This is a genomic window from Brevundimonas bullata (assembly GCF_003350205.1).
GTDB lineage: Bacteria > Pseudomonadota > Alphaproteobacteria > Caulobacterales > Caulobacteraceae > Brevundimonas > Brevundimonas bullata.
In genome coordinates, this window is sequence record NZ_QLLC01000014.1 from 68,635 (window position 1) to 90,913 (window position 22,279).

Below are 22,279 nucleotides of genomic sequence, written 5' to 3' on the forward strand. Positions count from 1 at the left end.
TCGAACCCTCAGCTTCGCAACCTACAGGGCGACTCAGCGCCTGACCACACCGCTGGGCAGCCTGTGTTATCGTGCCGCCATGCACACGCCTTCACACAGCCCTCTGATCTCGACCTCAGCCCTGGCGGATCGCCTCGGCGCGCCCGACTTGCGGATCATCGACGCCAGCTGGTGGTTGGATGGACGCGACGCCAGAGCAGACTTCGAGGCCGAGCGCCTGCCCGGCGCGGTCTTCTTCGACATCGAGGCCGTCTCCGACCACGCCAGCCCCTATCCGCACATGCTGCCGACGCCCCAGGCGTTTGCCGAGGCGATGGGCGAGATGGGGATCAGCGAGAGTGACGACATCGTGGTCTATGACGCCCAGGGCCTTTTCTCGGCCGCCCGCGTCTGGTGGACGCTGCGGACCATGGGCGCGCAGCGAGTCCGCGTGCTGGACGGCGGCCTGCCGAAATGGCGCGCCGAGGGGCGGCCTCTGGAACACGGTTCTGTCGCTCCCCGCAAGGCCTCGGCCTTTGACGCGGCCTTGAATGCCGAGAGCGTCGTCAATCTGGATCAGGTCCGTCAGGCATTGGGAGGCAAGGTTCAGGTCGTGGACGCGCGCGGGGCTCCGCGTTTCCGAGGTGAAGCCGCCGAACCCCGCCCAGGCGTCCGCGCCGGCCATATGCCCGGCGCGCTCAACCTGCCCTTCAGCCAGTTACTGAACGCGGATGGGACACTGAAGCGCGGCACAGAACTCCAAGCCGCCTTCTGCGACGCCGGCGTCGATCTGGATCGTCCGGTCATCACCAGCTGCGGCTCTGGCGTGACCGCCGCCATCTTGACCCTGGGCCTGGCCGAACTGGGCCGCGCGTCACAGCTTTATGACGGCTCATGGGCCGAATGGGGGGCACGCGCCGACACCCCCATAGTGGTCGGCTAGAGCGTTTAGGCCGCAGCCGGAACCGTCGCGTCCGGGTCCTCTTCACCGCGCGACACCACGGTGGCGACGACCAGATCGCCGGTCACGTTCAGCGTGGTGCGGCACATATCCAGGAAGCGGTCGACGCCCAGGATCAGACCGATCCCTTCCGGCGGCACGCCCACCATGGCCAGGATCATGGCGATGACCGGCAGACTGCCCGCCGGCACGCCCGCGGTGCCGACCCCGCCCAGGATACAGACCAGCATGACGATGAACTGCTGACCCAGGCTCAGATCCACGCCGAAGAACTGCGCCAGGAACAACACCGTCACCCCTTCGAACAGGGCCGTGCCGTTCTGATTGGCCGTGGCTCCGACCGTCAGGACAAAGCGGGCGATCTTGCGCGGCAGGCCCAGGTTCTGCTCCGCCACGCGCAGCGACACCGGCAGGCTGGCGTTGGACGAGGCGGTCGAGAAGGAGACCACCATGGCCTCGCGGATGTCGCGGAAGAACTTCAGCGGCGACATGCCGCCCATGGTGGCGATGCAGATCGGATAGACCACGAACATATGGATCGCCATGGCCCCCACGGCGACACCGACGAAGGCCGCCAGCCTCACCAGCAGTTCCCACCCGAACAGAGCGGCCAGGTTGAACATCAGGCAGGCAATGGCGATGGGCGCCAGTCGGATGACCAGGTTGATCAGCTTCATCATCACCTCGAACAGACCTTCGATGGTCTGTTGCAGGCGGTCCGTCGCCGGGCTCTTGGTCATCACCAAGCCGATGCCGAACAGCAGGGCGAAGACCATGACCGGCAGGATTTCGTTCTGCGCCGCCGCCGTGAAGACGTTGGACGGCACCAGGTCGAGGAAGAAGTCCCCCGCCCGAACCGAGTCCGGCGCGCTGCTGACGATGGAGGCAGCGCCGCTGCGCCCCTGCTCCAGCAGTTGCTGAGCCAGCGCCGGGTCCACGCCGTCGCCGGGGCGGAAGACATTGACCATAACCAGGCCGATGATGACGGCGATGGCTGAGATGAAGACCGTGAACAGCAGGCTCTTAGTCCCTGCCCGCCCCAAGGTCTTCAAATCTCCCATCTCGGCCACGCCGACCACCAGGGCCGAAAACAGCAGCGGCAGCACCAGCATGAACAGCAGCCGCAGGAAGATCTGCCCCGCCGGCCCCGTGATGTTCGACGTCAGCCACTGAACCCAGGGCGTATCGCCGCCGATGGTCAGATTGACCGCCAGACCGCCCGACAGTCCGACCAGAAAGCCGATAAACATCAGCACATGAAGTGGAAGGGCTTTTCTCGTCGTCGTGGTCATGCGTCCCCCGTTCAGTCGGCCTTTTGAGCCCTATCGGATCGGCAGGGCGTAGATCAGGCCGCCGGGCCGCGCGCTCCATTGCGCGTTCAGCCCCCTGGCCAGATTCAGCGCCGATTGCTGGCCAAGGTTCCGCTCGAAAATCTCGCCATAGTTGCCGCCCGCCGCGATGGCGTCCCGTGCCCAGCTCCGCGGCAGGCCTATGGATGGCCCGAACTCTCCGTCCTCGCCCAGCAGGCGCCGGATGCGCGGTTCCTGACTGTCGCGCGCCAGGCCCGCCACATTGGACTTGGTCACGCCCAGCTCTTCGCCGAGGATCAGGGCGTTCAAGGTCCAGCGGATCACCGCCGTCCACTGGTCGTCGCCCTGGCGCACGACCGGCCCCAAAGGCTCCTTGGAGATGACGTCCGGCAAGATGGCGTGCTGCTGCGGATTGGCCAGGGTCGTTCGCGCGGCCGCCAGGGCCGAGATGTCGGCGGTGAAGGCGTCGCATTCCTCGCGCGCATAGGCCTGGCGCGCCTCTTCCTCGGTCTTGACCATGACGGGACGGAACTCGATCCCGCGCGTACGGAAATAATCCTCGACGTTCAGCTCGGTGGTCGAGCCGGTCTGGACGCAGATGCGCGCGCCGTTCAGTTCAGCTGCGCTGTTCAAGTTCAGGGCGCGACGCACCAGGAAGCCCTGACCGTCGTAATAGTTGATCCCGGCGAAGCTCAGTTCGCCGCCGGTGTCGCGGCTCATGGTCCAGGACGTATTGCGCCACAGGACGTCCACCCGCCCGTCGCGCAGAGCCTCGAACCTCAGTTCGGCGGTCAGCGGCACGAATCGCACGGCATCAGGATCGCCAAAGATCGCCGCCGCCGTCGCCCGACAGAAGTCGACGTCAAAGCCGCGCCAGGCGCCGCGATTATCCGTATAGGCGAACCCGACCAGTCCCTGATTGACGCCGCAGTTCAGGCGCCCGCGCTGCTTAATCGCCGCCAGGGTGGGGCTGGCCCTATCGTCCGGCATCGCGGTCGTGGTCGGTCGTGAGGGGGTCGGCGCCTCTGCCTGATCGGTCTTCGCCTGCCGCTCGCAGGCGCCCGTCGCCAGCAGCAGCGCCAACGATATTCCCGTCACGACCTTCGACGTCCGCATTCCGGCACCCTCTCCAGCTTGCGCCCCCGCCTTCTTTAGAGCCCTCTAACGCCAGAACCGCAACCCGCCGGAGCCTTCATGCCGCGCCTTTCCGACCGCACCCGCCTGATCGCCTCCGCCACGCGACGCGGCCAGGGCCGTCGGCCGGTCAATCCTCCGCTCGAGCGCGCCTCCACCATGCTCAGCGACGACCCAGCCTCCATGCAGGATTCGACGCCCGGGCCGGTCTATGGCCTGGACGGGACGAGCGCCGCCCGCGAACTGCGCGCCGCCCTGGCCGATCTGGAGGGCGCCGGCGACGCCTTCCTGGTCCCATCGGGCCTCGCAGCCGTGACCGTTCCGCTGCTGACCCTGCTGCGCCCCGGCGACGAAGTCGTGACCAGCGACGCCGTCTACGGCCCCACGCGCCGCTTCCTGACCCGCCACCTGGCCGCGCGAGGCATCGCCACGCGGTTTCATCCTGCAGAAGCCACGACCTCGGAAATCCTATCGCTCTGCGGCGAACAGACCCGGCTGCTCCTGATCGAATCCCCATCCTCTCTGACGTTCGAGATGGTCGACGTTCCCGCCCTGGCCGCCGCCTGCAAGGCGCGCGGCGTGCTGACGGTGATGGACAACACCTGGGCGGCAGGCCTCGCCTTCCGCCCGCTCGAACATGGCGTCGACGTCAGCGTCCAGGCCGTGACCAAGTACGCCGCCGGCCATTCCGACCTGCTTATGGGCGCCATCGCGGTTCAGGACGCGGGGATCGCCCGCGCCATGCTGCACACGATCGAGGACATGGGCTGGCACGTCTCGCCCGACGACGCCTGGCTGGCGCTGCGGGGCCTGCGCACCTTGCCCCTGCGCTACAACGAGGCGCTGAAATCTGCGCTTCAGGTCGCCGAATGGCTGCAAGCCCGGCCTGAGATCGAGCGCGTCCTCTACCCGCCCCTGCCCGGCTCGGGCGGCCACGACCTGTGGCGGCGGGACTATTCCGGCGGCGCGGCCCTGATGGGCCTGGTCATGAAGGGCGGCGACAAGGCCTCGGCTCACGCCCTGATGAAGGCCCTCAGCCTGTTCGGCATGGGCTATTCCTGGGGCGGCTTCGAAAGCCTGATTACTCACGAAACGCCGCAACTGGCCCATCGCCAGCATAGGCCCGACCTGCCGGGTCAACTGCTGCGCCTGCACGTCGGCCTGGAAGACCCCGCCGATCTCATCGCAGATCTCGAAATCGGCCTTGAGGCCTGGCGCGTGGCGCAGACTACGACCGCCTCGTTCTAGACGGTCGCCTCTTCAGCCGCGTCCGCCTTCTTGCGGCGCATTTCGATGATGCGGACGCACCAGATCGAGACCTCGTAGAGCAGCACCATGGGCACGGCGAGCATCAGCTGACTGATGGGGTCCGGCGGGGTGACGACAGCGGCCACCACCACCACGGCGACGATGGCGTAGCGACGGCCTTGGGCCATGACCTTGGAGCTGATCATGCCAGCCAGCCCCAACAGGGTCATGACGACCGGCAACTGGAAGCAAAGGCCAAAAGCCAGGATCAGAGCCGTCACCAGGTTCAGATAGTCCGACACCTTCGGCAGCAGTTCGGCCGAGACGCCCTGCCCGATGATCTGCTGGCTCAGCGAGAACCACATGACGAAGGGCAGCATGACGAAATAGACCAGGGCCGCGCCCAGCAGAAACAGCACCGGCGCCGCAATCAGGAAGGGCAGGAAGGCGCCCTTCTCGTTGCGATACAGGCCCGGCGCCACGAAGCGATACAGCTGCCAGGCCAGGACCGGGAAGGCGATGATGACCGCGCCCAGACCCGCCAGCTTCATCTTGGTGAACAGGAACTCCAGCGGCGCCGTATAGATCAGCTTGACGCTCTGATCATCGACAGCAGGCACCGGGATCAGGCGCGCTGTCCCCAGGATCAGGTCGAACGGCGAGACATGGCCGTGGGCCCCCACCGTCTGATGGAAGGCCGCCGACACCACATAGGGCTGAACCAGGAAGAGATAGAGCTTATCGGCGACGGCGAAGCAGCCGATGAAGGCCACGATGAAGGCCACGACGCAGATCAGCAGCCGCCCTCGCAGCTCGATCAGGTGATCCATCAGGGGCGCGCGCGAGGCCTCGATCTCGGCCTCGTCCCGGTCGAACGACGTCATTGATCGACCTTCTTCTTGCGCACGACCCTGGGCTTGGCGGCCGCAGTCTCAGCCTTGGCGGGGCTGACCTTCGAGGCTGGCTTGGCGGCGCTCTTGGCCGGCGCACGAGCCGTCTTCGGCTTTGAAGCCGCCTTGGCCTTGGGCGCGGCGACGGGCTCAAGCACGGATTTAGGCACGGGTTCAGCCTCAGGCTGCACGGCGTCAGGCCATTCGTCCACGCCCGTGGCGACGGGGGCGGCGTCCGCCATGGCAGACGTCGCCAGAGCCGGGACGCCCAGCGGCGCCTCCAGATCCCTACGGATGTCCTTGAACGCCGCTTCGGCGTCAGCGCCGAGCGGGTGCATCCCCTGCCCCGTCCGCAGCGCCTCGACCTCCTTGCGCAGGTCGTCCAGCTCGGACTGGCGCGCCATTTCGTCGAAGCTGGCGCGGAATTCGTTGGCCATGCCGCGCGCCTTGGCGACGAACTGGCCAACCCTGCGCATCAGCATCGGCAAATCCTTTGGCCCCACGACAAGCAGGGCCACCAGACCGATGACAAGGATTTCGAACCCGCCGATTCCGGGGCCAAGACCACCCATGATTCAGCGTCTCTCCGCGAACGCGATCAGCGGTTCAGGTCTTCTTTTTCGGCCTCGGTGCGCGGCAGCGAGCTCACCCCGTCCTTCGGCCCCTTGGAATCCGTGTCGTCTTTCAGGCCATCCTTGAAGGCGCGAATGCCCTTGGCCGCGTCGCCCATGATGCCGGACAGCTTGCCGCGTCCGCCGAACAGGACCAGCACGACGACGACGACGATGGCCCAATGCCAGATGCTCATGGAGCCCATGGCGATACCTCCTCAAGGAACCGAAGAAACCCGGTCCCGTCCGACTGATTGTTGTGCGTCATATAGGCTGACTGATGGCGGCGCGCCAAGGGAGGCTGTAGGGACGCGGCCATGAGTCTCGTTGATCACGTCATCATCCATACCGACGGCGCCTGCAAGGGCAATCCCGGCCCTGGCGGCTGGGGCGCCATTCTGCAAACCGGCGGCGGTCACGAGAAGGAAATCTGGGGCGGCGAGCCCAACACCACTAACAACCGCATGGAGTTGATGGCCGCCATCGCCGCGCTGGAAGTGCTGAAACGCCCCTGCCGCGTCGACCTGCATACCGACAGTAAATACGTCATGCAGGGCATTACGGAGTGGATCAGAGGCTGGAAGGCGCGCGGCTGGAAGACCGCCGACAAGAAGCCGGTCAAGAACGACGACCTCTGGCGGCGCCTGGACGAGGCCCGCAGCCGCCACGAGGTCAAGTGGCACTGGGTCAAGGGTCACGCCGGCCACGTCCTGAACGAACGCGCCGACACCCTGGCGAATCGCGGCGTGGACGAGATGAGACGCCGCTAGGCCGGAGGGCTCAGATGGCGCGTACCTTCAGGCGCGGACCGGCCACTGATTCGACCACCACGCTCTCGCCCGCCAGCGGGGCGGCGCCCTCGATCTCGGCCGGCCATTCGGCGCCCGAGACGAAGACCCGACCGCGACCATCGACGAAGGCCTCGACCACCCGCGCCCGCTCGCCGACCAGACGCAGGTCGCGGTCGTTGATGTCGGGCTCGTCGGTCGGATTGACCCGTTTGATCAGGGTCCGCGACGCCAGGGTGGCGATAACGGTCAGGGCGGCGAAAATTCCCGCCTCGACCGGCAGGCCCAGGTTCGGCGCGATCGCCGCGATCAGGGCGACGACCCCCGCCGCGACCGCCGGCCACAGCAGCCACTCGGTCGAGGCCGCCGCCTCGATGGCCAGCAGGACCACGCCGACGGCCAGCCACAGCCAGAAAGGCTGGCTGGCGTAGAGGTTCTGGATGAAGTCCATGACCTACTCCGTGGTCGGAACCGCGCCGCCAGGACGGCGCGGCGCGACAGTGCGGGCGGGCGGCGTAGAGGCGGGCGAAGGCGCGGCGGCCTGACGGGGCTCACGACGAACGTCCGTGCGCCCCTGCTGTTGCTCCTTGGCCAGGCCGACCAGTTCGCCCAGGCCTGCAATGGTGCCGACCAGACCGCTCATCTCGGCCGGAACGATGACCGTCTTGGCCGTCGGATTGCGCGCCAGTTCGGCGAAGGCCTCGACGTATTTCTGGGCCACGAAGTAGTTGATGGCGTTGACGTCGCCGCGCGCGATGGCTTCCGACACCATGGCGGTCGCCTTGGCCTCGGCCTCGGCTTCACGCTCACGCGCCTCGGCGTCGCGGAAGGCGGCTTCGCGGCGGCCTTCGGCCTGGAGGATGGCCGACTGCTTGGCGCCCTCGGCGCGGGCGATGGCGGCCTGCTTCTCGCCCTCGGCCTCGGTGATCACCGCCCGCTTCTCGCGCTCGGCCTTCATCTGACGCGCCATGGCGTTGGTGATGTCGGCGGGCGGGGTCAGGTCCTTGATCTCGATCCGGTTGACCTTGACGCCCCACGGCTCGGTCGCCGCGTCGATGACGGTCAGCAGGCGCGAGTTGATGCTGTCGCGCTGGAACAGGACCTCGTCCAGCTCCATCGAACCGACCACGGTGCGCAGGTTGGTCATGCACAGTTGGGTGATGGCGTAGGGCAGGTTTTCAACGCGATAGGCGGCGGCCGAGGCCTCCATCACCTGGATGAAGACGATGGCGTCGACCTTCACCATGGCGTTGTCCTTGGTGATGACCTCCTGCTGGGGCACGTCCAGGACCTGCTCCATCATGTTCATGCGCCGACCGACCCGTTCGACGAAGGGGGTCAGGATGCTGATGCCGGGCTTCAGCGTCTTGGTGTATTTGCCAAAGCGTTCCACCGTGAATTCACGGCCTTGCGGCACGATCTTGATGACGCTGAACAGGAAGATGATCGCGAAGGCCGCGAACACCACAAAGAAGAAAATCGAGAAATCCATAAGCCCCTCCGGTTGAGAGCGGAGCTTAACGGTCGCCCCGCCCTCGCGCCACCGAATCCGGTTCACCGGCGATGACAAGGCCGTCAGCGCCCTGTCCCGCGCCTAGGGCGGTACTATGGGCCGCCGCCATCGCCCGCGCCTGACAGATGATCCTCCGCGTCTCGGACCAGTCGACCCGCCGCAGCGCCTCCTCGAACGGCAAGAAGACCGCCTCAGCGGCATCGTCGCCTGCTGTCGGCTCGCCGCCCGTCCACAGCGCGGCGTAGTCGATCAGGACGTAGTGCCTCCCTGCCTCCGGAAACAGGCCGTCCACCACGTCGATCAGACCGATCAGTTCGGCCTCCACGCCCGTCTCCTCGCGCAGTTCACGCCGGGCGGCGTCGGCCAGCCGCTCGCCAGGCTCGATCCGACCGCCCGGCAGGCTCCATTCGCCCTGACGCGGCGGCGTGCCGCGCCGGATCAGCAGGACTTCGTCGCCTTTCAGGCAGACCACGCCCACAGCCGGGACCGGAATCATGTTTTCTCCGCGAATTGAGCGCCTGGAGGCAGGGTTTTGCGCTTCCACCACGCCGCGCCTTTTGCCACAAGGCGGATATGACCCTCCCCACGCCCGCCGCCATCGAAGACCTCAAGGCCGCCCTGCCCGGCGCCTGGACCCAGGACGCCGACGACATGGCCCCCTGGCTGACCGAATGGCGCGGGCGCTGGACGGGCGAGACACCGATCCTGCTGCAGCCGCGTACGACCGAAGAAGTCGCCACAGCTATCGAGATCTGCGCCCGCCACGGCGTCGCCGTCGTGACCCAGGGCGGCGGCACAGGCCTGGTCGGCGGCCAGATCCCCTTTGGCGAGGTCCTTTTGTCCACGCGCAAGCTGCGCACCGTGCGCGACGTCACGCCACTGGACGACGCCATGACGCTGGAGGCCGGCGTCACCCTGCTGGAGGCCCAGCAACTGGCCAAGGAAAAGGACCGCTTCTTTCCCCTCAGCCTCGCGGCCGAAGGCTCCGCCACCATCGGCGGCGTGATCTCGACCAACGCGGGGGGCACGGCGGTCCTGCGCTACGGCATGATGCGCGACCTGGTGCTGGGCATCGAAGCCGTCATGCCCGACGGTCAGGTGTTCAACGGCCTGAAGCGCCTGCGCAAGGACAACACCGGCTATGACCTGAAGCAGCTGTTCATCGGCGCCGAGGGCACGCTCGGCGTAGTCACGGCGGCGACGCTGAAACTCTTCCCCATCATGCGCAGCCGCGCCACGGCCATCGTCGGTCTAGAAAGCCACCACGCCGCTGTCGCCCTGCTGGCCCGCGCCAAGGCCGAGACCGGCGGCGGGGTCGAGGCCTTCGAGTTGATGAAGCGTCTGGGCATGGCCCTGGTGCTCAAGAACATTCCCGACACGCGAGAGCCGCTGGAGACCACCCCGCCCTGGTACGTCCTGATCGAGCTGACCTCAGGCGAGCCCGGCGGCGCCGATTCGGCCATGGAGCGGCTGCTGACCAGCGCCTTCGAGGAAGGCCTGATCATCGACGCCGCCATCGCCCAGAACGACGCCCAGAAGGCCGCCTTCTGGCGTCTGCGCGAGGAACACTCGGCGGCCCTCAAGCCCGAGGGCGGCGGCTGGAAGCACGATGTCTCGGTGCCGGTGTCCCAAATCGCCGACTTCATCGACGAGGCCACGGCGGCGGTCGAAAAATTCCACCCCGGCTGCCGCGTCTCGGTCTTCGGCCACGTCGGCGACGGCAACCTTCACTATGACGTGATCCCCGGCGTCGGCGAGGACATCCCCGCCTTCATCGCCCGCTGGATGGAAGGCTCCGAAATCGTCCACGACGTGGTGGCCCGCTACAACGGCTCCATCTCGGCGGAACACGGCCTGGGACGGCTCAAAACCGACGAGGCGCGACGCTACAAGTCGCCGCTGGAGATCGCGACCATGCAGGCTGTCCGCCAGGCCATCGACCCCCAGCGGATCATGAACCCGGCCGTCCTCTTCTAGGCCTCACGACCGCATGTGACGCCGCCGACGGTTCAAATCGTCACGGAAGGGGCCTATGAGGCCCGCTTCCCGATGCTTCGGAGTCTATGTCGCCTTGCTGATCGTCCTGTCCCCGGCCAAACGGCTGGACTTCACGGCCCCTGCCCTCGACGTGCCCTCGACGCCGCGCCGCTGCGCCGACGAGACCGCCGAACTGGCCAAGGTGACGCGCAAGCTGAGCCGCGCCGAGCTGCGCCGCCTGATGTCGATCTCCGACGCCCTGGCCGACCTCAACTACGAACGCTTCCAGGCCTTCGACAACGAGACGACCGAGGGCGCGCTGCAGGCCGTCTTCGCCTTCGCCGGCGACGTCTATGACGGGCTGGACGCCCGCTCGCTCGCCCCCGCCGATCTGGCCTGGGCCCAGGATCACCTGCGCATCCTCTCGGGCTTCTACGGCCTGCTGCGCCCGCTGGACGCCATCCAGCCCTACCGGCTGGAGATGGGCACGCGACTGAAGACCAAGCGGGGCGCCACCCTCTACGACTTCTGGGGCGAGCGCATCTCGCTGCGCCTGAACGAGGACGCAGCCCCCCTGCCCGAGCGCACCCTGGTCAATCTGGCCAGCCAGGAATACTTCGGCGCCGTCGACGCCAAGGCGCTGAAGCTGCCGGTCATCACGCCCCACTTCAAGGAGCGCAAGGACGGCGAGGCCCGCATCATCTCCTTCTTCGCCAAGAAGGCGCGCGGCGCCATGGCCCGCTACGCCATCGAGAACCGCATCGAGAAAGCCGAGGATCTCAAGGCCTTCGACCGCGACGGCTACCGCTTCGACAAGGCGCTTTCGACCGAGGCGGACTGGATATTCATCAGGGAAGGAAATTCCTGATCGCCAGATTGAACGACTGCGGTTAGGCTGCGTTGCAGCATAGCTATTCCACAGGTTCTCACCGCATGTTCGCCATGAACGATCTCAAGGGCCAGGTCGCCGTCGTCTCCGGCTCGACTTCCGGCATAGGCTTGGCGCTGGCCCGCGCCGTCGCGCAATGCGGCGGCGACGTGGTGCTGAACGGCCTGGGCGATCCCGCCGTCATCGAACAGACCCGCGCCGATCTCGCGGCCGAGACCGGCGTGCGCGTCCTCTACCACCCCGCCGACATGACCCAGCCGGATCAGATCGCCGACATGGTCGCCACGGCCCACCGTGAGCTGGGCCGCCTCGACATCCTGGTCAATAACGCCGGCATCCAGCACGTCGAGGCCGTTGAGAACTTCCCCGCCGACGCGTGGGAGAAGATCATCTCGATCAACCTGTCCTCGACCTTCTACGCCACCAAGGCTGCGATCCCGATCATGAAGGCCCAGGGGCGCGGGCGCATCGTCAACATCGCCTCGGCCCACGGCCTGGTCGCCAGCCCGTTCAAGTCGGCCTATGTCGCCGCCAAGCACGGCGTGATCGGCTTCACCAAGACGGTGGCTCTGGAACTGGCCCAGCAGAACATCACCTGCAACGCCATCTGCCCCGGCTTCGTCGAGACCCCCATCGTCACCAAACAGATCGAGGATCAGGCTCGAACGCGCGGCATGACGCCCGACGACGTGATGAAGAACGTCATCCTCGGCTCGCAGCCGACCAAACGCTTCGTCACGACCGACGAACTGGCGGGCCTCTTCCTCTATCTGGTGTCCGACCTCGGCGCCTCGGCCAACGGCTCGCACTTCTCGGTCGACGGCGGCTGGACCGCTCAGTAAGCCGCCAAAGCTTTTCATGCGTCATCCCGGAAACGGCGCCGCCGTTATCCGGGACCGCTCAGACACGACTGTTCCGGCGATGGCGCTTTTGGCGATCCCGGCTCTTCGCTACGCTACAGCCGGGATGACGGAGTGAGGTATGGCGACGAAACGCAAACCCATCTGCCTCGCGCTTCAGGGCGGCGGCTCGCACGGGGCCTTTCAGTGGGGCGTGCTGGATCGGCTGCTTGAGTCGGACATCCTCGACATCCGCGCCGTCACCGCCGCTTCGGCGGGGGCGATGAACGCTGCGGCCCTGATCACCGGACTGGAACAGGGCGGCGCCGAGGGCGGCCGCGCCGCGCTGGACAAGCTGTGGCGCGAGGTCAATCAATCCGGCGGCCGCAACGTCTTCGGCGACAGCGCCATCTGGTCCAAGGCCCTGACGCCCGGCTGGCTCAAGGACAGCCCGATGTGGAAGGCGGGCGAGACCCTGGCCATGTCGATGAGCCCCTATTCCTTCAACCCCTTCAACCTCAACCCGCTGAAGCGGGTGCTAGAAGCCGCCGTCGACTTCGAGGCGGTGCGCGGCTCGGATATTCAACTCATCGTCTCGACCACGGCGGTCCGCGCCGGCCGGTCGCGCCTGTTCCGCTCGCCCGAGATCACGCCCGACGTCCTGCTGGCCTCGGCCTGTCTGCCCCACCTCTTCCACGCGGTCGAGATCGAGGGCGAGCCCTATTGGGACGGCGGCTATCTGGCCAATCCCGCGCTGTGGCCGCTGTTCTACGCCGACACGCCGGACGATGTCCTGCTGCTGCCGCTGAACCCCTTCGTTCGCGACGAGGCCCCGCGTGAGGCGGGCGAGATCATGGATCGGCTGAACGAGATCCTGTTCAACGCCCCCCTGGTCGCCGAACTGCGCGCCGTCGCCTTCGTTCAGGACCTGATCGCCGACGGCAAGCTTAGCCGCAACGAGGACCGCCATCGCGCCGTCCGTATGCACGCCATCGAGGTCGACGACTGGCTGGGCAGCCTGTCGCTCTCGACCAAGTTCGACACGGAATGGAGCTTCCTCAACGACCTGAAATCGCGCGGGCGTCGGGCGGCGGAGCATTGGCTCGAAAACTGCGCGCCTCAGGTCGGACAGACCTCCAGCGTCGATCTGAAGGCCCGTTTTCTCTAGGCCGCGCGCGCCGCAGACCGCACGCCGTCGCGACCTGGCTGTCGCAAGGCGACGCGCCAATCCCCTTTAAAACAAGGGATCGTCGTCCCGTCGCGGTCATTTGCTCGCCTGAGCCACCGAGTGGGCCAGACTACAGCCCTCAGACGGTCTTTGACATTCCCGCTCGCCGCCGCCCGCCTCAGGTCCCCGGCTCCCGCACAGGCTCCAGCGCCGTCACTCAGAGCCAGAACTGCGACGCTCCGCTCATTGCACCAATTGCACTGTTTTTTTCTTAGAGCAGTGCAACAGCGATCAGCCGACGAACCCCGCCGCACGGCGCAGCCGGTCGTTGATCGCCTCGCCCAGCCCCTTGTGCGGGATCGGCGATACGGCGATGCCGACAGGCCTGGTCCGGTCCGCTTCGCGCAGCAACCGGAACAGATTGGCCGCCGCTTCACGCAGGTCGCCGTTCGGGCTCAGGCTCCAACGCGCCTCGCCGACGCCGGGACCGAAGCCCAGCAGGACTTCACCCTCGTTCGCCGTCTCGGCCTCGATCCGCACAGGGGCGTCGGGGGCGTAATGCAGGGCCAATCGTCCGGGCGAGCGATGCCCCTGTCCACTCTCGGCCAGCGGGCCGACCACGGCCTCGATCTCCTCGCGCGTCACCGATCCGGGACGCAGCAGGGCGACCACGCCGTCCAGCACCGAAACGACCGTGCTCTCCACGCCCACCGCGCACGGCCCGCCATCCACGGCGGCGCCGACGAACTGGCCGGTCTCTTCCATGGCGTCGTCGAAGGTCGTGGGGCTGGGTCGTCCCGAACGATTGGCCGAGGGGGCGACTACGGCCCCGCCAAAGGCCGCGATCACCGCTCGTGCGCGCGGATGGCCCGGCACCCTCACGGCCACGCTGTCCAGACCGGCGCGGGCCAGATCACAGACCCGCTCCCGATCCCGCACCGGGGCCACAATGGTCAGCGGGCCGGGCCAGAAGGCCTCAGCCAGCGCCCGCGCCCGCTCGTCGAAGACAGCGATGCTCTCGGCGTCCAGGCCGTTGGCGACGTGCGCAATCAAGGGGTTGAAGCGCGGTCTTCCCTTCGCCTCGAAAATGCGCGCCACCGCCTGCGGATTCGAAGCGTCCGCCGCCAGCCCATAGACGGTCTCGGTCGGCAGCATGACCAGCCGCCCGGTCTTCAACGCCTCGGCGGCGATTTCAGGGGTGTCGCCGGTCATGGCCGGCGCGGGATCATCGGGATCATGCGGTGCAGCACATTGTTCCGGTTGATGAACTGATGCTTCAGCGCCCCAGCGATGTGCAGGACGATCAGCACATAGAGCAGCTTCGCCACCATCTCATGCGTGTCCATAAACTGGCCCGCCGCCTCGCGCCCGCCGCCGACCGGCAGCAGCGGCCATTGGAACAGGCCGAACCAGCTGATCTCGCGACCGCCCGCCGACGACGCCAGCCAGCCAGTCAGCGGCATGGCCAGCAGCACGACGTAGAAGGCGATCTGCGTCGTCCGCGCCAGGATGCGCTCCCACCTCGGCATCTCGACCGGCAGGGCGATCAGGGGATTGGCCAGCCGCCAGCCGATTCGCCCCAGGGTCAGAAGCAGGATGGTCAGCCCGACCGCCTTGTGAACCTGCACGAACTCGCGCGACAGCGGCCCCTCGGTTGCGTCGTGCGCCATGATCAGCGCCACCTGCGCGACGACGGCCACAGCGATAACCCAGTGCAGGATCAGGGAAACGGTCGAATAGCGGTTCCGAGGTTCGGCCATGGGTCTTTCCTTCCGCGACGGCACAGGTCCATAGCTTGGCGGAACCTCGACCAAAGTCCAAGCGCCCTTGCATCACCCACGTCTGGGGCGTCAGAAGCATGTTGAAGATTCCTGGAGACCGCCATGAGCTACCGCGCCCCCGTCCGTGACCTCGCCTTCGCCCTGGAAGCCGTCGCCGGCATTGATCAGGTCGTCGCCACGGGCGCCTTTCCCGACTATGACGCCGACGTCATGGGCGCGGTGCTGGAGGCCGCCGGTCAGTTCTCGGAACAGGTGCTGGCCCCGCTGAACCGCCCCGGCGACCTAGCAGGCGCCAAGTACGCCGACGGCGCCGTCACCGCCGCCCCCGGCTTCGTGGACGCCTACAAGCAGTTCGCCGAAGGCGGCTGGACCAGCCTGACCGCCTCGGTCGAGGCCGGCGGCCAGGCCCTGCCCAAGGCGCTGGAACTGGCGGCCTATGAAACCGTCCACGCCGCCAACATGGCGTTTGGCCTCTGCCCCATGCTGTCGCTGGCCTCGATCGAGGCGCTGGAAGCCGTCGGCACCGAGCACCAGAAGACCACCTACCTGACCAAGCTGGTCAGCGGCGAATGGACCGGCGCCATGGTCCTGACTGAGCCGCACGCCGGTTCGGACCTGGGCGCCCTGACCACCACGGCCACGCCGAACGGCGACGGGACCTATGCCCTGAACGGCCAGAAGATCTTCATCACCTGGGGCGACCACGACGCCACGGACAACATCATCCACCTGGTTCTGGCCCGCCTGCCCGACGCCCCCGCCGGCCCCAAGGGCATCAGCCTGTTCCTGACGCCCAAGTTCGCCGTCAACGCCGACGGGTCGCTGGGCGAACGCAACGCCTTCCACCCGGTCGGGGTCGAGCACAAGCTGGGCATCCACGCCTCGCCCACCTGCGTCATGGCCTATGAAGGCGCCCGCGCCGAACTGGTCGGTCGTCCGAACGAGGGTCTGGCCCATATGTTCGTGATGATGAACGCCGCCCGCCTCGCCGTCGGCGTCGAGGGCGTCGGCATCGCCGAGCGCGCCTATCAGCACGCCCTCGCCTATGCCCTGGACCGCCGTCAGGGCCGCAGCGTCTGGACCGGCGAGAAGAACGCTCCGATCTTCGACCACCCGGACGTGCGCCGCACCCTCGGCGTCATGAAGGCCAAGATCGCCGCCGCCCGCGCCATCTGCCTGTCCACCGGCGTCGCCGCCGACCTGGCCAAGCACGCCGCCACCGAGGCCGAGCGCAAGGCCTGGAAGGGCCGCGAAGACCTGTTCACCCCCATCGCCAAGGCCTGGTCCACCGACATCGGCTGCGAAGTCGCCTCGCTGGGCGTCCAGGTCCACGGCGGCATGGGCTTCATCGAGGAGACCGGCGCGGCCCAATACTACCGCGACTCCCGCATCGCCCCGATCTACGAAGGCACCAACGGCATCCAGGCCATGGACCTGGTCGGCCGAAAGCTGTCGATGGACGGCGGCGAGTCGGCCCACGCCCTGATCGCCGACATGAAGGCGACCCTGATCGACATCGACCGCCTCTATGTCGGCAAGCCGGTCGAACGTTTCGCCACGGCCATCGAGGCCGTCGAGGACGCCACCCTTTGGCTGCTGGACGCCAAGGCCGACGCAGCGCGGGCCGCCGACGTCCTGGCCGGCGCCGACGCCTATCTGAAGCTGATGGGCGACGTGGTCGGCGGCTGGATGCTGGCCAAGGGCGCTCTGGCCGCCAAGGCCCGCCTGGACGCCGGGAACGGCGATCCCGTCTGGCTACAAGGCAAGCTGGACCTCTACGAGCTCTACGCCGCGAACGTCCTGGGCCACGTCTCCAGCCGCCTGGCCGCCGTGGGTCAGGGCGGTGAGCTTCTGCAAGGGCTGAGCGCCGAAGCTCTGGCGGGTTGACGTTCGGCGGGGGCGTGCGACGCTTCGGCCTGAAGGAAGCTTCATGCCCTTGATCGCCGCCCTTTTAATCAGCGTCGCCTTAGCCGGCGAAGACCCGAAGGTGGTGAACCCCATCTGGGTCTCCGCGCCCGCTGCGACGGCCGCCGACTATCCGCGTTTCGCCGCTATCATCCGGGCGGAGGGCCACGTCGTTGTGCAGTGTGAAGCCCTGTCCACCGGCGCCCTGTCGGCCTGCACCGCCATGTCGGAGAAGCCCGCCGACCTGGGCTTTGGCCGCGAAGCCGTGCGTGTGGTCCAACGCGGCGTCCTCGCCCCGCGAACCGGGGACGGAACTTCGGAACCGAGCCGAATCCAGGTCCAGCTTCCGTTCCGCATGCCGGCGAGGACGCCGTCCACGAAGCCTGTCCCCTGGACAGGCCCTGAGCCCACTGCCGGTCAGCAAGCTTCCGCCCAGCGCTGGGCAGCACGGGCGGCCTCTCGGAGACCCATTCTCTCGCGTTTCGGGCTGGAGGATCTCCCGCCTGACCGCCGCGCTGTGGTGACGGAATGGATCGGCGAACTGTATCCGGATCGTCAGAAGACGCAGGCGATCTTCACCGTCGTCGCCGCACGTCTTCTGGCCGAGATCGGGCTCCCGGAAATGCCGCCTACCCGACCGCTTGACGAGGAAACCTGGAGCAGGCGGTTTGCGGCGGCCAGCGCGGACCAGTTCGACCGACACGCCGCCGACGCCGAACTTCGCCGCCGATATTGCGCCCGATATGAGTGCGCGCCCGGGGTCTAGGGACGGGGTGCGTCCAGCAGCGCAATCGCCTCGCGCACATACTGAGCATGAGCCACGACGCCCAGCTCCAACCCCTCGCCGCCGCCCTGGACCTCCTGCACCAGCACCCCGGCGATGTAGGGGTGATCCGGCGTCGGCGCGCCCGGCAGGCGGTCGACGGCGGGCGTCCAGAAAACCGGCCCGCCCGAGTTGCCCTGCGACACCGCGAAATCCAGCAGGAAGATGGGGAAGTGGCGGATCGGCGTCAGCGGCCAGGAACTGATCCGGCCCAGGCGCAGGATCGGAAAGCCCGCCTTGTTCGCCGAAAGGCCGTGCGGATAGCCCAGCGCCATCAGTTCGTCGCCCGGCCCCACGCGCCACTGGTCGAAGGTGGTTTCGTCCGCCAGCCAGCCCAGGGGGATCGCGGCCTGGGCGAAGGCGGCCGGCGCGGCGATCTCCATCACCGCCACGTCGCGCTCGGGGTGCTGCGTCCATAACGGCGTCCCCACGGCGTCGCGGATCGGCAGGTTCGCGGGCGTGAATTTCCAGGCCCCGTCTGCTTCGGGCGTACGCCAGCCGATGCGCGCCTCGGCGCTCGGCATGACATTCAGGACATGGGCGGCGGTGACCAGCACCACGCGCGGCGTGCCATCCGGTCGGGGGGCGGAAATCAGGAAGCCGGTGCCGACCTTGCGCGCGCTTTCGTTCAGCGGCTGATCCAGCTGCACCGTGGCGTTGATCAGACCGACGGTCAGGTCCCATGGGGCGGGCGCGACGACGGCGGGCGGAGCGGGCGGAACATCCTGAGAGATCATGTCGCCATTTGACGCCGCCCGTCGGCGGGCACAAGGTCCGCCCGAACCATTGGGGAGCCTATTGATGAATCGCCGCGAACTGATCGCCTCGACCGCCGCCGTCGGCCTCGCCGCCGCCTCCCCTGCACTCGCCCGTTCGACTACCGGAGCCTCGATGTCCCTGCCCCAACCGCCCGTCGCCAAGAAGGTCCCCGTCCGCATCGAGCAGTTGGGCCGCGTCCGCGTCGACGACTATCAGTGGATGAAGGACGACAACTGGCAGGCCGTGCTGCGCGACCCCTCGCTGATCAAGGCCGATGTCAAGGAACACCTGACCGCCGAGAACGCCTATCGCGAGGCCATGATGGCCTCGACCCTGCCGCTGCAGGCGGCGATGTTCGAGGAGATGAAGGGCCGCATCAAGGAGGACGACAGCTCAGTCCCCGCTGCGGACGGCGACTGGGAGTATTTCACCGAGTACCGCACCGGCGAGCAGCACCCGCGCTATATGCGGGTCGAGCGCCAGGGGACCTGGATGGTCGACGGGCAACTCGTAACCAAGAACTTCATCAAGTCCCCGGCACCTCAGCTCCTGCTGGACTGCAACGCCCTGGCCGAGGGCAAGGCCTATTCGGAGGTCTCGGCGGTGGAGCACAGCCCCGACCACGCCCTGTTCGCCTATGCCGAGGACGCGCAGGGCTCCGAGGTCTTCAAGATCTACGTCAAGGACCTTGCGACCGGCGAGGTCCTGCCCGACCCCATCGAATCGGCGACCGAGAACTTCACCTTCTCGCCGGACAGCCAGTGGATCTTCTGGACCAACCGGGACAACAACGGCCGCCCGGACAAGATCTTCCGTCGGCCGGCGCGTGGCGGCGAGACCACCCTGGTCTATGAGGAAACCGACGACGGCATGTTCCAGAGCGTCGGCCGCACCTCCGACGACGCCTTCATCATCATCGGCATCGGCAATCAGGAGACCTCGGAAGGCCGGATCATTCCGGGCGCGGACCCGACCGCGACGCCCGTGGTGGTCGAGCCGCGCCACATCGGCCGCCTGTATGATCTGGACCACTGGGGCGACCGCTGGGTGATCCGCACCAACGCCGACGACGCCATCGACTTCAAGGTGGTCGAGGCGCCGACCGACGCCCCGGCCAGGGCCAACTGGAAGGATCTGATCCCGCACACGCCGGGCCGCTTCATCGAGGGCGTGGCCCTGGTGAAGGATTACCTGGGCCGTCAGGAGCGCGCCGAGGCCAATACGAAGATCGTCATCCGCGACCGGGCCGGCGCCGAGCATGAGATCGCCGTGGACGAGCCCGCCTACGCCCTGTCGCTGGGCGGGGCGACGGAGTTCGACACCACGGTCATGCGCTATGGCTACAACTCGCCGTCCACGCCGACCTCGACCTATGACTACGACCTGAAGACGCGCGAGCGGACCCTGCGCAAGGTTCAGGAAGTGCCCTCGGGCCATAACCCCGCCGACTATGTGGTCGAGCGGCTGAACGCCCCGGCCTCGGACGGTCAGCTGGTGCCGGTGACGGTGCTGCGCCGCAAGGACACGCCGGTCGACGGCTCGGCGCCCCTGCTGCTCTACGGCTACGGCTCCTACGGCATCCCCATGGCGGCCAGCTTCTCGACCAACCGGCTGTCGCTGGTGGATCGCGGCTTCATCTACGCCATCGCCCACATCCGCGGCGGCTCGGACAAGGGCTGGAACTGGTTCCTCAGCGCCCGGCGGATGACCAAGAAGAACACCTTCACCGACTTCATCGCCTGCGCCGAGCACCTGATCGAACGCAACTATGCGACGGCGGGCAAGATCGTGGCCCAGGGCGGGTCGGCGGGCGGTCTGCTGATGGGCGCCGTCACCAATATGCGCCCTGACCTGTGGGCCGGCGTGATCGGCAGCGTGCCCTTCGTCGACGTGATCAACACCATGAGCGACACCAGCCTGCCGCTGACGCCGCCGGAGTGGCCCGAGTGGGGCAATCCGATCGAGGACGCCGCCGCCTACGACTACATGTACAGCTACAGCCCCTACGACCAGATCGAGGCCAAGGCCTATCCGGCAGTGCTGGCCACCGGCGGCCTGTCCGACCCGCGCGTCACCTATTGGGAGCCGGAGAAGTGGGTGGCCAAGCTGCGGCCCGCGACCACATCGGGCAATCCGGTCCTGCTGAAGATCAATATGACGGCGGGTCACTTCAGCTCGTCGGGCCGCTTCGACTATCTGAAGGACGTGGCCCACGACTACGCCTTCGCCGTCTGGGCCGTGGACAAGGGCTGGCTGAAGGCGTGATCGTTCGGCCGTTTGCGGAAGCCGATCTGGCGGCTGTCACCGCCATCTACGCCGACAGCGTGCTGAACGGCACGGGGACGTTCGAGCTGGATGTCCCCTCAGTCGATGAGATGCGGGCGCGGCTGGCCGCGCCCGCCACGCTGGGCCTGCCCGTCCTGACCGCCGAGATCGACGGCCAGGTCGCGGGCTATGCCTATGCCGGGCCCTACCGCCTGCGCGCCGCCTATCGCTACATGGTCGAGGACTCGATCTATGTGGCCGAGGCGTTTCGCGGGCGCGGCGTGGGCAAGGCCCTGCTGAAGGCCCTGCTGGGCGCCTGCGAGGCTATGGGAATGCGTCAGATGGTGGCGGTGATCGGCGATAGCGCCAACGCCGGCTCCATCGCCCTGCACGCCGCCGCCGGCTTTGAACACGTCGGCATATTCCACGCCGCCGGATGGAAGTTCGACGCCTGGCGCGACGTGGTCTTCATGCAGAAGGCTCTGGGCCTGGGCGCGACCGCCGCGCCCGACGCCCCTGGCCTCGACTGCGGGCGCTAGAAGCTGAATTCTCGGCTATTTTCAGCCCTTTCGTACATTGCGCTTGACCCGATCATGAGTCGCCCTTAATCGCCCTCTTCTCCTCCTTGCGGAGGGGAATGCGGGTGTAGCTCAGTTGGTTAGAGTGCCGGCCTGTCACGCCGGAGGTCGCGGGTTCGAGTCCCGTCACTCGCGCCATTTTCTTCAGCCGAAGGAAATGGCGCGCCCCGCCCGTCGCCAAGACGCCCTCGCTCATTTCCATTCCAATCATCAGCCCGCTCGCTGTGCGTCCGTGCGCCGTCATGGAGCCGCGTGACCTTTTTAAACAGGGCGAACGTTCGGCGCTTGACCGCGTCGTGAGTCGCCCTTAATCGGCCTCTTCTCCTCCTCGCGGAGGGGAATGCGGGTGTAGCTCAGTTGGTTAGAGTGCCGGCCTGTCACGCCGGAGGTCGCGGGTTCGAGTCCCGTCACTCGCGCCATTCTCTTCAGCGAAGAGAATGGCCCGCCCCGCCCCAGGGATCTGTATTTCCTCAAAAATCCTTATCTAGCATCAGGCCAGCCTTGCTTTGAGCTTGGGTCCTGGTCTGTGCGCCGTCGAAGCCGGATTGCACTCTGATCCGAAAAAAAACAGTGCAATTGGTGCAATGGGCGCCGCGCGCGACCGCTCCTGCAGGCGAAGCGGCTTGAGCCTCGGTGGAGGCCACGGCCCTGAGCGGGCGGCGGCGGACGGGAATGTCAAAGACAGCCGTCAGTCTGATCCATCCGACGCCTCAGGCGCGTCGATCCGATCGAAAAACCCGCAATCCCAGGTTTTTACCGGGATTGGCGCGCGCCGTTGTGCATGACGGGCGCTGGATGGCGTGTCCCAATGGGCGGATCGGCGTGCGGTAAAGCGCAAGAAAAAGGGGGGAGAGCGCGCGC

General features: G+C 67.3%; 22 protein-coding genes and 2 tRNA genes. 13 read left to right on the plus strand and 11 right to left on the minus strand.

Annotated elements, in window-relative coordinates:
• Positions 1 to 79: 79 nt before the first annotated feature.
• Positions 80 to 922, plus strand: coding sequence for a 3-mercaptopyruvate sulfurtransferase (gene sseA / locus DXK21_RS08690; protein WP_114817390.1), 843 nt, complete (start codon positions 80 to 82; stop codon positions 920 to 922).
• Positions 923 to 927: 5 nt separating this feature from the next.
• On the opposite strand, the gene DXK21_RS08695 is transcribed toward sseA, so the two are convergent.
• A complete protein-coding gene (locus DXK21_RS08695; RefSeq protein ID WP_114817391.1) occupies positions 928 to 2,232 on the minus strand; it encodes a dicarboxylate/amino acid:cation symporter in 1,305 nt (434 codons plus the stop codon).
• Between the two features lie 30 nt (positions 2,233 to 2,262).
• A complete protein-coding gene (locus DXK21_RS08700) occupies positions 2,263 to 3,366 on the minus strand; it encodes an amino acid ABC transporter substrate-binding protein (protein ID WP_114817392.1) in 1,104 nt (367 codons plus the stop codon).
• A gap of 78 nt (positions 3,367 to 3,444) precedes the next feature.
• Between DXK21_RS08700 and metC the strand changes: the two genes are divergently transcribed.
• Positions 3,445 to 4,632 carry a cystathionine beta-lyase gene (gene metC, locus DXK21_RS08705; protein ID WP_114817393.1) on the plus strand — a complete coding sequence of 396 codons (1,188 nt, stop codon included), beginning with the start codon at positions 3,445 to 3,447 and terminating at the stop codon, positions 4,630 to 4,632.
• Here the strand turns inward: metC and tatC are convergent.
• The 3 genes from tatC to DXK21_RS08720 are packed head-to-tail and all read right to left on the minus strand — an operon-like array spanning position 4,629 to position 6,339.
• Complete coding sequence (tatC, locus tag DXK21_RS08710; protein ID WP_114817394.1) at positions 4,629 to 5,516, minus strand: twin-arginine translocase subunit TatC; 888 nt, start codon at positions 5,514 to 5,516, stop codon at positions 4,629 to 4,631. The genes metC and tatC overlap by 4 nt on opposite strands.
• Entirely contained in the window at positions 5,513 to 6,094 is a 582-nt protein-coding gene (gene tatB / locus DXK21_RS08715; RefSeq protein ID WP_114817395.1) for a Sec-independent protein translocase protein TatB, read from the minus strand. The genes tatC and tatB overlap by 4 nt, the downstream gene beginning before the upstream one ends.
• A 26-nt stretch (positions 6,095 to 6,120) precedes the next feature.
• Positions 6,121 to 6,339 carry a twin-arginine translocase TatA/TatE family subunit gene (locus DXK21_RS08720; protein WP_114817396.1) on the minus strand — a complete coding sequence of 73 codons (219 nt, stop codon included), beginning with the start codon at positions 6,337 to 6,339 and terminating at the stop codon, positions 6,121 to 6,123.
• Positions 6,340 to 6,450: 111 nt separating this feature from the next.
• On the opposite strand from DXK21_RS08720, the gene rnhA reads away from it, so the two are divergent.
• Positions 6,451 to 6,903, plus strand: a complete 453-nt coding sequence (rnhA, locus tag DXK21_RS08725) for a ribonuclease HI (protein WP_114817397.1) — start codon at positions 6,451 to 6,453, stop codon at positions 6,901 to 6,903.
• Between the two features lie 10 nt (positions 6,904 to 6,913).
• Here the strand turns inward: rnhA and DXK21_RS08730 are convergent, their stop codons facing one another.
• The 3 genes from DXK21_RS08730 to DXK21_RS08740 are packed head-to-tail and all read right to left on the minus strand — an operon-like array spanning position 6,914 to position 8,930.
• On the minus strand, positions 6,914 to 7,372 hold the full coding sequence (locus tag DXK21_RS08730) for an NfeD family protein (protein WP_114817398.1): 459 nt from the start codon (positions 7,370 to 7,372) through the stop codon (positions 6,914 to 6,916).
• A gap of 3 nt (positions 7,373 to 7,375) precedes the next feature.
• Positions 7,376 to 8,413, minus strand: coding sequence for an SPFH domain-containing protein (locus DXK21_RS08735; RefSeq protein WP_114817399.1), 1,038 nt, complete (start codon positions 8,411 to 8,413; stop codon positions 7,376 to 7,378).
• A gap of 25 nt (positions 8,414 to 8,438) precedes the next feature.
• A complete protein-coding gene (locus DXK21_RS08740; protein WP_114817400.1) occupies positions 8,439 to 8,930 on the minus strand; it encodes an NUDIX hydrolase in 492 nt (163 codons plus the stop codon).
• Between the two features lie 77 nt (positions 8,931 to 9,007).
• On the opposite strand from DXK21_RS08740, the gene DXK21_RS08745 reads away from it, so the two are divergent.
• The 4 genes from DXK21_RS08745 (at position 9,008) to DXK21_RS08760 (ending at position 13,307) form a co-directional block, all read left to right on the plus strand.
• Complete coding sequence (locus DXK21_RS08745) at positions 9,008 to 10,411, plus strand: FAD-binding oxidoreductase (protein ID WP_114817401.1); 1,404 nt, start codon at positions 9,008 to 9,010, stop codon at positions 10,409 to 10,411.
• A gap of 94 nt (positions 10,412 to 10,505) precedes the next feature.
• Positions 10,506 to 11,279: a peroxide stress protein YaaA gene (gene yaaA, locus DXK21_RS08750; protein WP_114817402.1), complete on the plus strand. Its 774-nt coding sequence runs from the start codon at positions 10,506 to 10,508 to the stop codon at positions 11,277 to 11,279.
• 65 nt (positions 11,280 to 11,344) lie between these two features.
• Entirely contained in the window at positions 11,345 to 12,142 is a 798-nt protein-coding gene (locus DXK21_RS08755) for a 3-hydroxybutyrate dehydrogenase (RefSeq protein WP_114817403.1), read from the plus strand.
• 139 nt (positions 12,143 to 12,281) lie between these two features.
• Positions 12,282 to 13,307: a patatin-like phospholipase family protein gene (locus DXK21_RS08760; RefSeq protein ID WP_114817404.1), complete on the plus strand. Its 1,026-nt coding sequence runs from the start codon at positions 12,282 to 12,284 to the stop codon at positions 13,305 to 13,307.
• Positions 13,308 to 13,598: 291 nt separating this feature from the next.
• On the opposite strand, the gene DXK21_RS08765 is transcribed toward DXK21_RS08760, so the two are convergent.
• Together DXK21_RS08765 and DXK21_RS08770 are read right to left on the minus strand one after the other, a co-directional pair.
• Entirely contained in the window at positions 13,599 to 14,519 is a 921-nt protein-coding gene (locus DXK21_RS08765; RefSeq protein WP_114817405.1) for an L-threonylcarbamoyladenylate synthase, read from the minus strand.
• Positions 14,516 to 15,067, minus strand: coding sequence for a cytochrome b (locus tag DXK21_RS08770; protein ID WP_114817406.1), 552 nt, complete (start codon positions 15,065 to 15,067; stop codon positions 14,516 to 14,518). The genes DXK21_RS08765 and DXK21_RS08770 overlap by 4 nt, the downstream gene beginning before the upstream one ends.
• 123 nt (positions 15,068 to 15,190) lie before the next feature.
• Between DXK21_RS08770 and DXK21_RS08775 the strand changes: the two genes are divergently transcribed.
• Both DXK21_RS08775 and DXK21_RS08780 read left to right on the plus strand, forming a co-directional pair.
• Positions 15,191 to 16,975, plus strand: coding sequence for an acyl-CoA dehydrogenase (locus DXK21_RS08775; RefSeq protein WP_114817407.1), 1,785 nt, complete (start codon positions 15,191 to 15,193; stop codon positions 16,973 to 16,975).
• A gap of 43 nt (positions 16,976 to 17,018) precedes the next feature.
• Entirely contained in the window at positions 17,019 to 17,759 is a 741-nt protein-coding gene (locus DXK21_RS08780; RefSeq protein WP_114817408.1) for an energy transducer TonB, read from the plus strand.
• On the opposite strand, the gene DXK21_RS08785 is transcribed toward DXK21_RS08780, so the two are convergent.
• The gene (locus tag DXK21_RS08785; RefSeq protein WP_114817409.1) at positions 17,756 to 18,553 is read right to left on the minus strand and encodes a trypsin-like serine peptidase; all 798 of its coding nucleotides are present in this window, start codon (positions 18,551 to 18,553) and stop codon (positions 17,756 to 17,758) included. The genes DXK21_RS08780 and DXK21_RS08785 overlap by 4 nt on opposite strands.
• 64 nt (positions 18,554 to 18,617) lie before the next feature.
• Between DXK21_RS08785 and DXK21_RS08790 the strand changes: the two genes are divergently transcribed.
• The 4 genes from DXK21_RS08790 to DXK21_RS08805 all read left to right on the plus strand — a co-directional run bounded on the left by DXK21_RS08790 (position 18,618) and on the right by DXK21_RS08805 (position 21,837).
• Positions 18,618 to 20,840 carry a S9 family peptidase gene (locus tag DXK21_RS08790; protein WP_114817410.1) on the plus strand — a complete coding sequence of 741 codons (2,223 nt, stop codon included), beginning with the start codon at positions 18,618 to 18,620 and terminating at the stop codon, positions 20,838 to 20,840.
• Complete coding sequence (locus tag DXK21_RS08795; protein WP_114817411.1) at positions 20,837 to 21,379, plus strand: GNAT family N-acetyltransferase; 543 nt, start codon at positions 20,837 to 20,839, stop codon at positions 21,377 to 21,379. Before DXK21_RS08790 ends, DXK21_RS08795 begins: the two co-directional genes overlap by 4 nt.
• 100 nt (positions 21,380 to 21,479) lie before the next feature.
• Positions 21,480 to 21,556 (plus strand) — tRNA-Asp (locus tag DXK21_RS08800).
• 204 nt (positions 21,557 to 21,760) lie between these two features.
• A tRNA-Asp gene (locus tag DXK21_RS08805) sits at positions 21,761 to 21,837 on the plus strand.
• The last annotated feature ends 442 nt before the right edge of the window (positions 21,838 to 22,279 follow it).

What these genes read in the sequence shown, in the direction of transcription:
- DXK21_RS08735 (WP_114817399.1), bottom strand. Translation starts at nt 8,413, where the DNA reads ATGGATTTCTCGATTTTCTTCTTTGTGGTGTTCGCGGCCTTCGCGATC.
- DXK21_RS08730 (WP_114817398.1), bottom strand. Translation starts at nt 7,372, where the DNA reads ATGGACTTCATCCAGAACCTCTACGCCAGCCAGCCTTTCTGGCTGTGG.
- tatB (WP_114817395.1), bottom strand. Translation starts at nt 6,094, where the DNA reads ATGGGTGGTCTTGGCCCCGGAATCGGCGGGTTCGAAATCCTTGTCATC.
- DXK21_RS08740 (WP_114817400.1), bottom strand. Translation starts at nt 8,930, where the DNA reads ATGATTCCGGTCCCGGCTGTGGGCGTGGTCTGCCTGAAAGGCGACGAA.
- tatC (WP_114817394.1), bottom strand. Translation starts at nt 5,516, where the DNA reads ATGACGTCGTTCGACCGGGACGAGGCCGAGATCGAGGCCTCGCGCGCG.
- metC (WP_114817393.1), top strand. Translation starts at nt 3,445, where the DNA reads ATGCCGCGCCTTTCCGACCGCACCCGCCTGATCGCCTCCGCCACGCGA.
- rnhA (WP_114817397.1), top strand. Translation starts at nt 6,451, where the DNA reads ATGAGTCTCGTTGATCACGTCATCATCCATACCGACGGCGCCTGCAAG.
- DXK21_RS08745 (WP_114817401.1), top strand. Translation starts at nt 9,008, where the DNA reads ATGACCCTCCCCACGCCCGCCGCCATCGAAGACCTCAAGGCCGCCCTG.
- DXK21_RS08765 (WP_114817405.1), bottom strand. Translation starts at nt 14,519, where the DNA reads ATGACCGGCGACACCCCTGAAATCGCCGCCGAGGCGTTGAAGACCGGG.
- DXK21_RS08755 (WP_114817403.1), top strand. Translation starts at nt 11,345, where the DNA reads ATGTTCGCCATGAACGATCTCAAGGGCCAGGTCGCCGTCGTCTCCGGC.
- DXK21_RS08720 (WP_114817396.1), bottom strand. Translation starts at nt 6,339, where the DNA reads ATGGGCTCCATGAGCATCTGGCATTGGGCCATCGTCGTCGTCGTCGTG.
- DXK21_RS08775 (WP_114817407.1), top strand. Translation starts at nt 15,191, where the DNA reads ATGAGCTACCGCGCCCCCGTCCGTGACCTCGCCTTCGCCCTGGAAGCC.
- sseA (WP_114817390.1), top strand. Translation starts at nt 80, where the DNA reads ATGCACACGCCTTCACACAGCCCTCTGATCTCGACCTCAGCCCTGGCG.
- DXK21_RS08700 (WP_114817392.1), bottom strand. Translation starts at nt 3,366, where the DNA reads ATGCGGACGTCGAAGGTCGTGACGGGAATATCGTTGGCGCTGCTGCTG.
- DXK21_RS08785 (WP_114817409.1), bottom strand. Translation starts at nt 18,553, where the DNA reads ATGATCTCTCAGGATGTTCCGCCCGCTCCGCCCGCCGTCGTCGCGCCC.
- DXK21_RS08760 (WP_114817404.1), top strand. Translation starts at nt 12,282, where the DNA reads ATGGCGACGAAACGCAAACCCATCTGCCTCGCGCTTCAGGGCGGCGGC.
- DXK21_RS08780 (WP_114817408.1), top strand. Translation starts at nt 17,019, where the DNA reads ATGCCCTTGATCGCCGCCCTTTTAATCAGCGTCGCCTTAGCCGGCGAA.
- DXK21_RS08695 (WP_114817391.1), bottom strand. Translation starts at nt 2,232, where the DNA reads ATGACCACGACGACGAGAAAAGCCCTTCCACTTCATGTGCTGATGTTT.
- DXK21_RS08770 (WP_114817406.1), bottom strand. Translation starts at nt 15,067, where the DNA reads ATGGCCGAACCTCGGAACCGCTATTCGACCGTTTCCCTGATCCTGCAC.
- DXK21_RS08790 (WP_114817410.1), top strand. Translation starts at nt 18,618, where the DNA reads ATGAATCGCCGCGAACTGATCGCCTCGACCGCCGCCGTCGGCCTCGCC.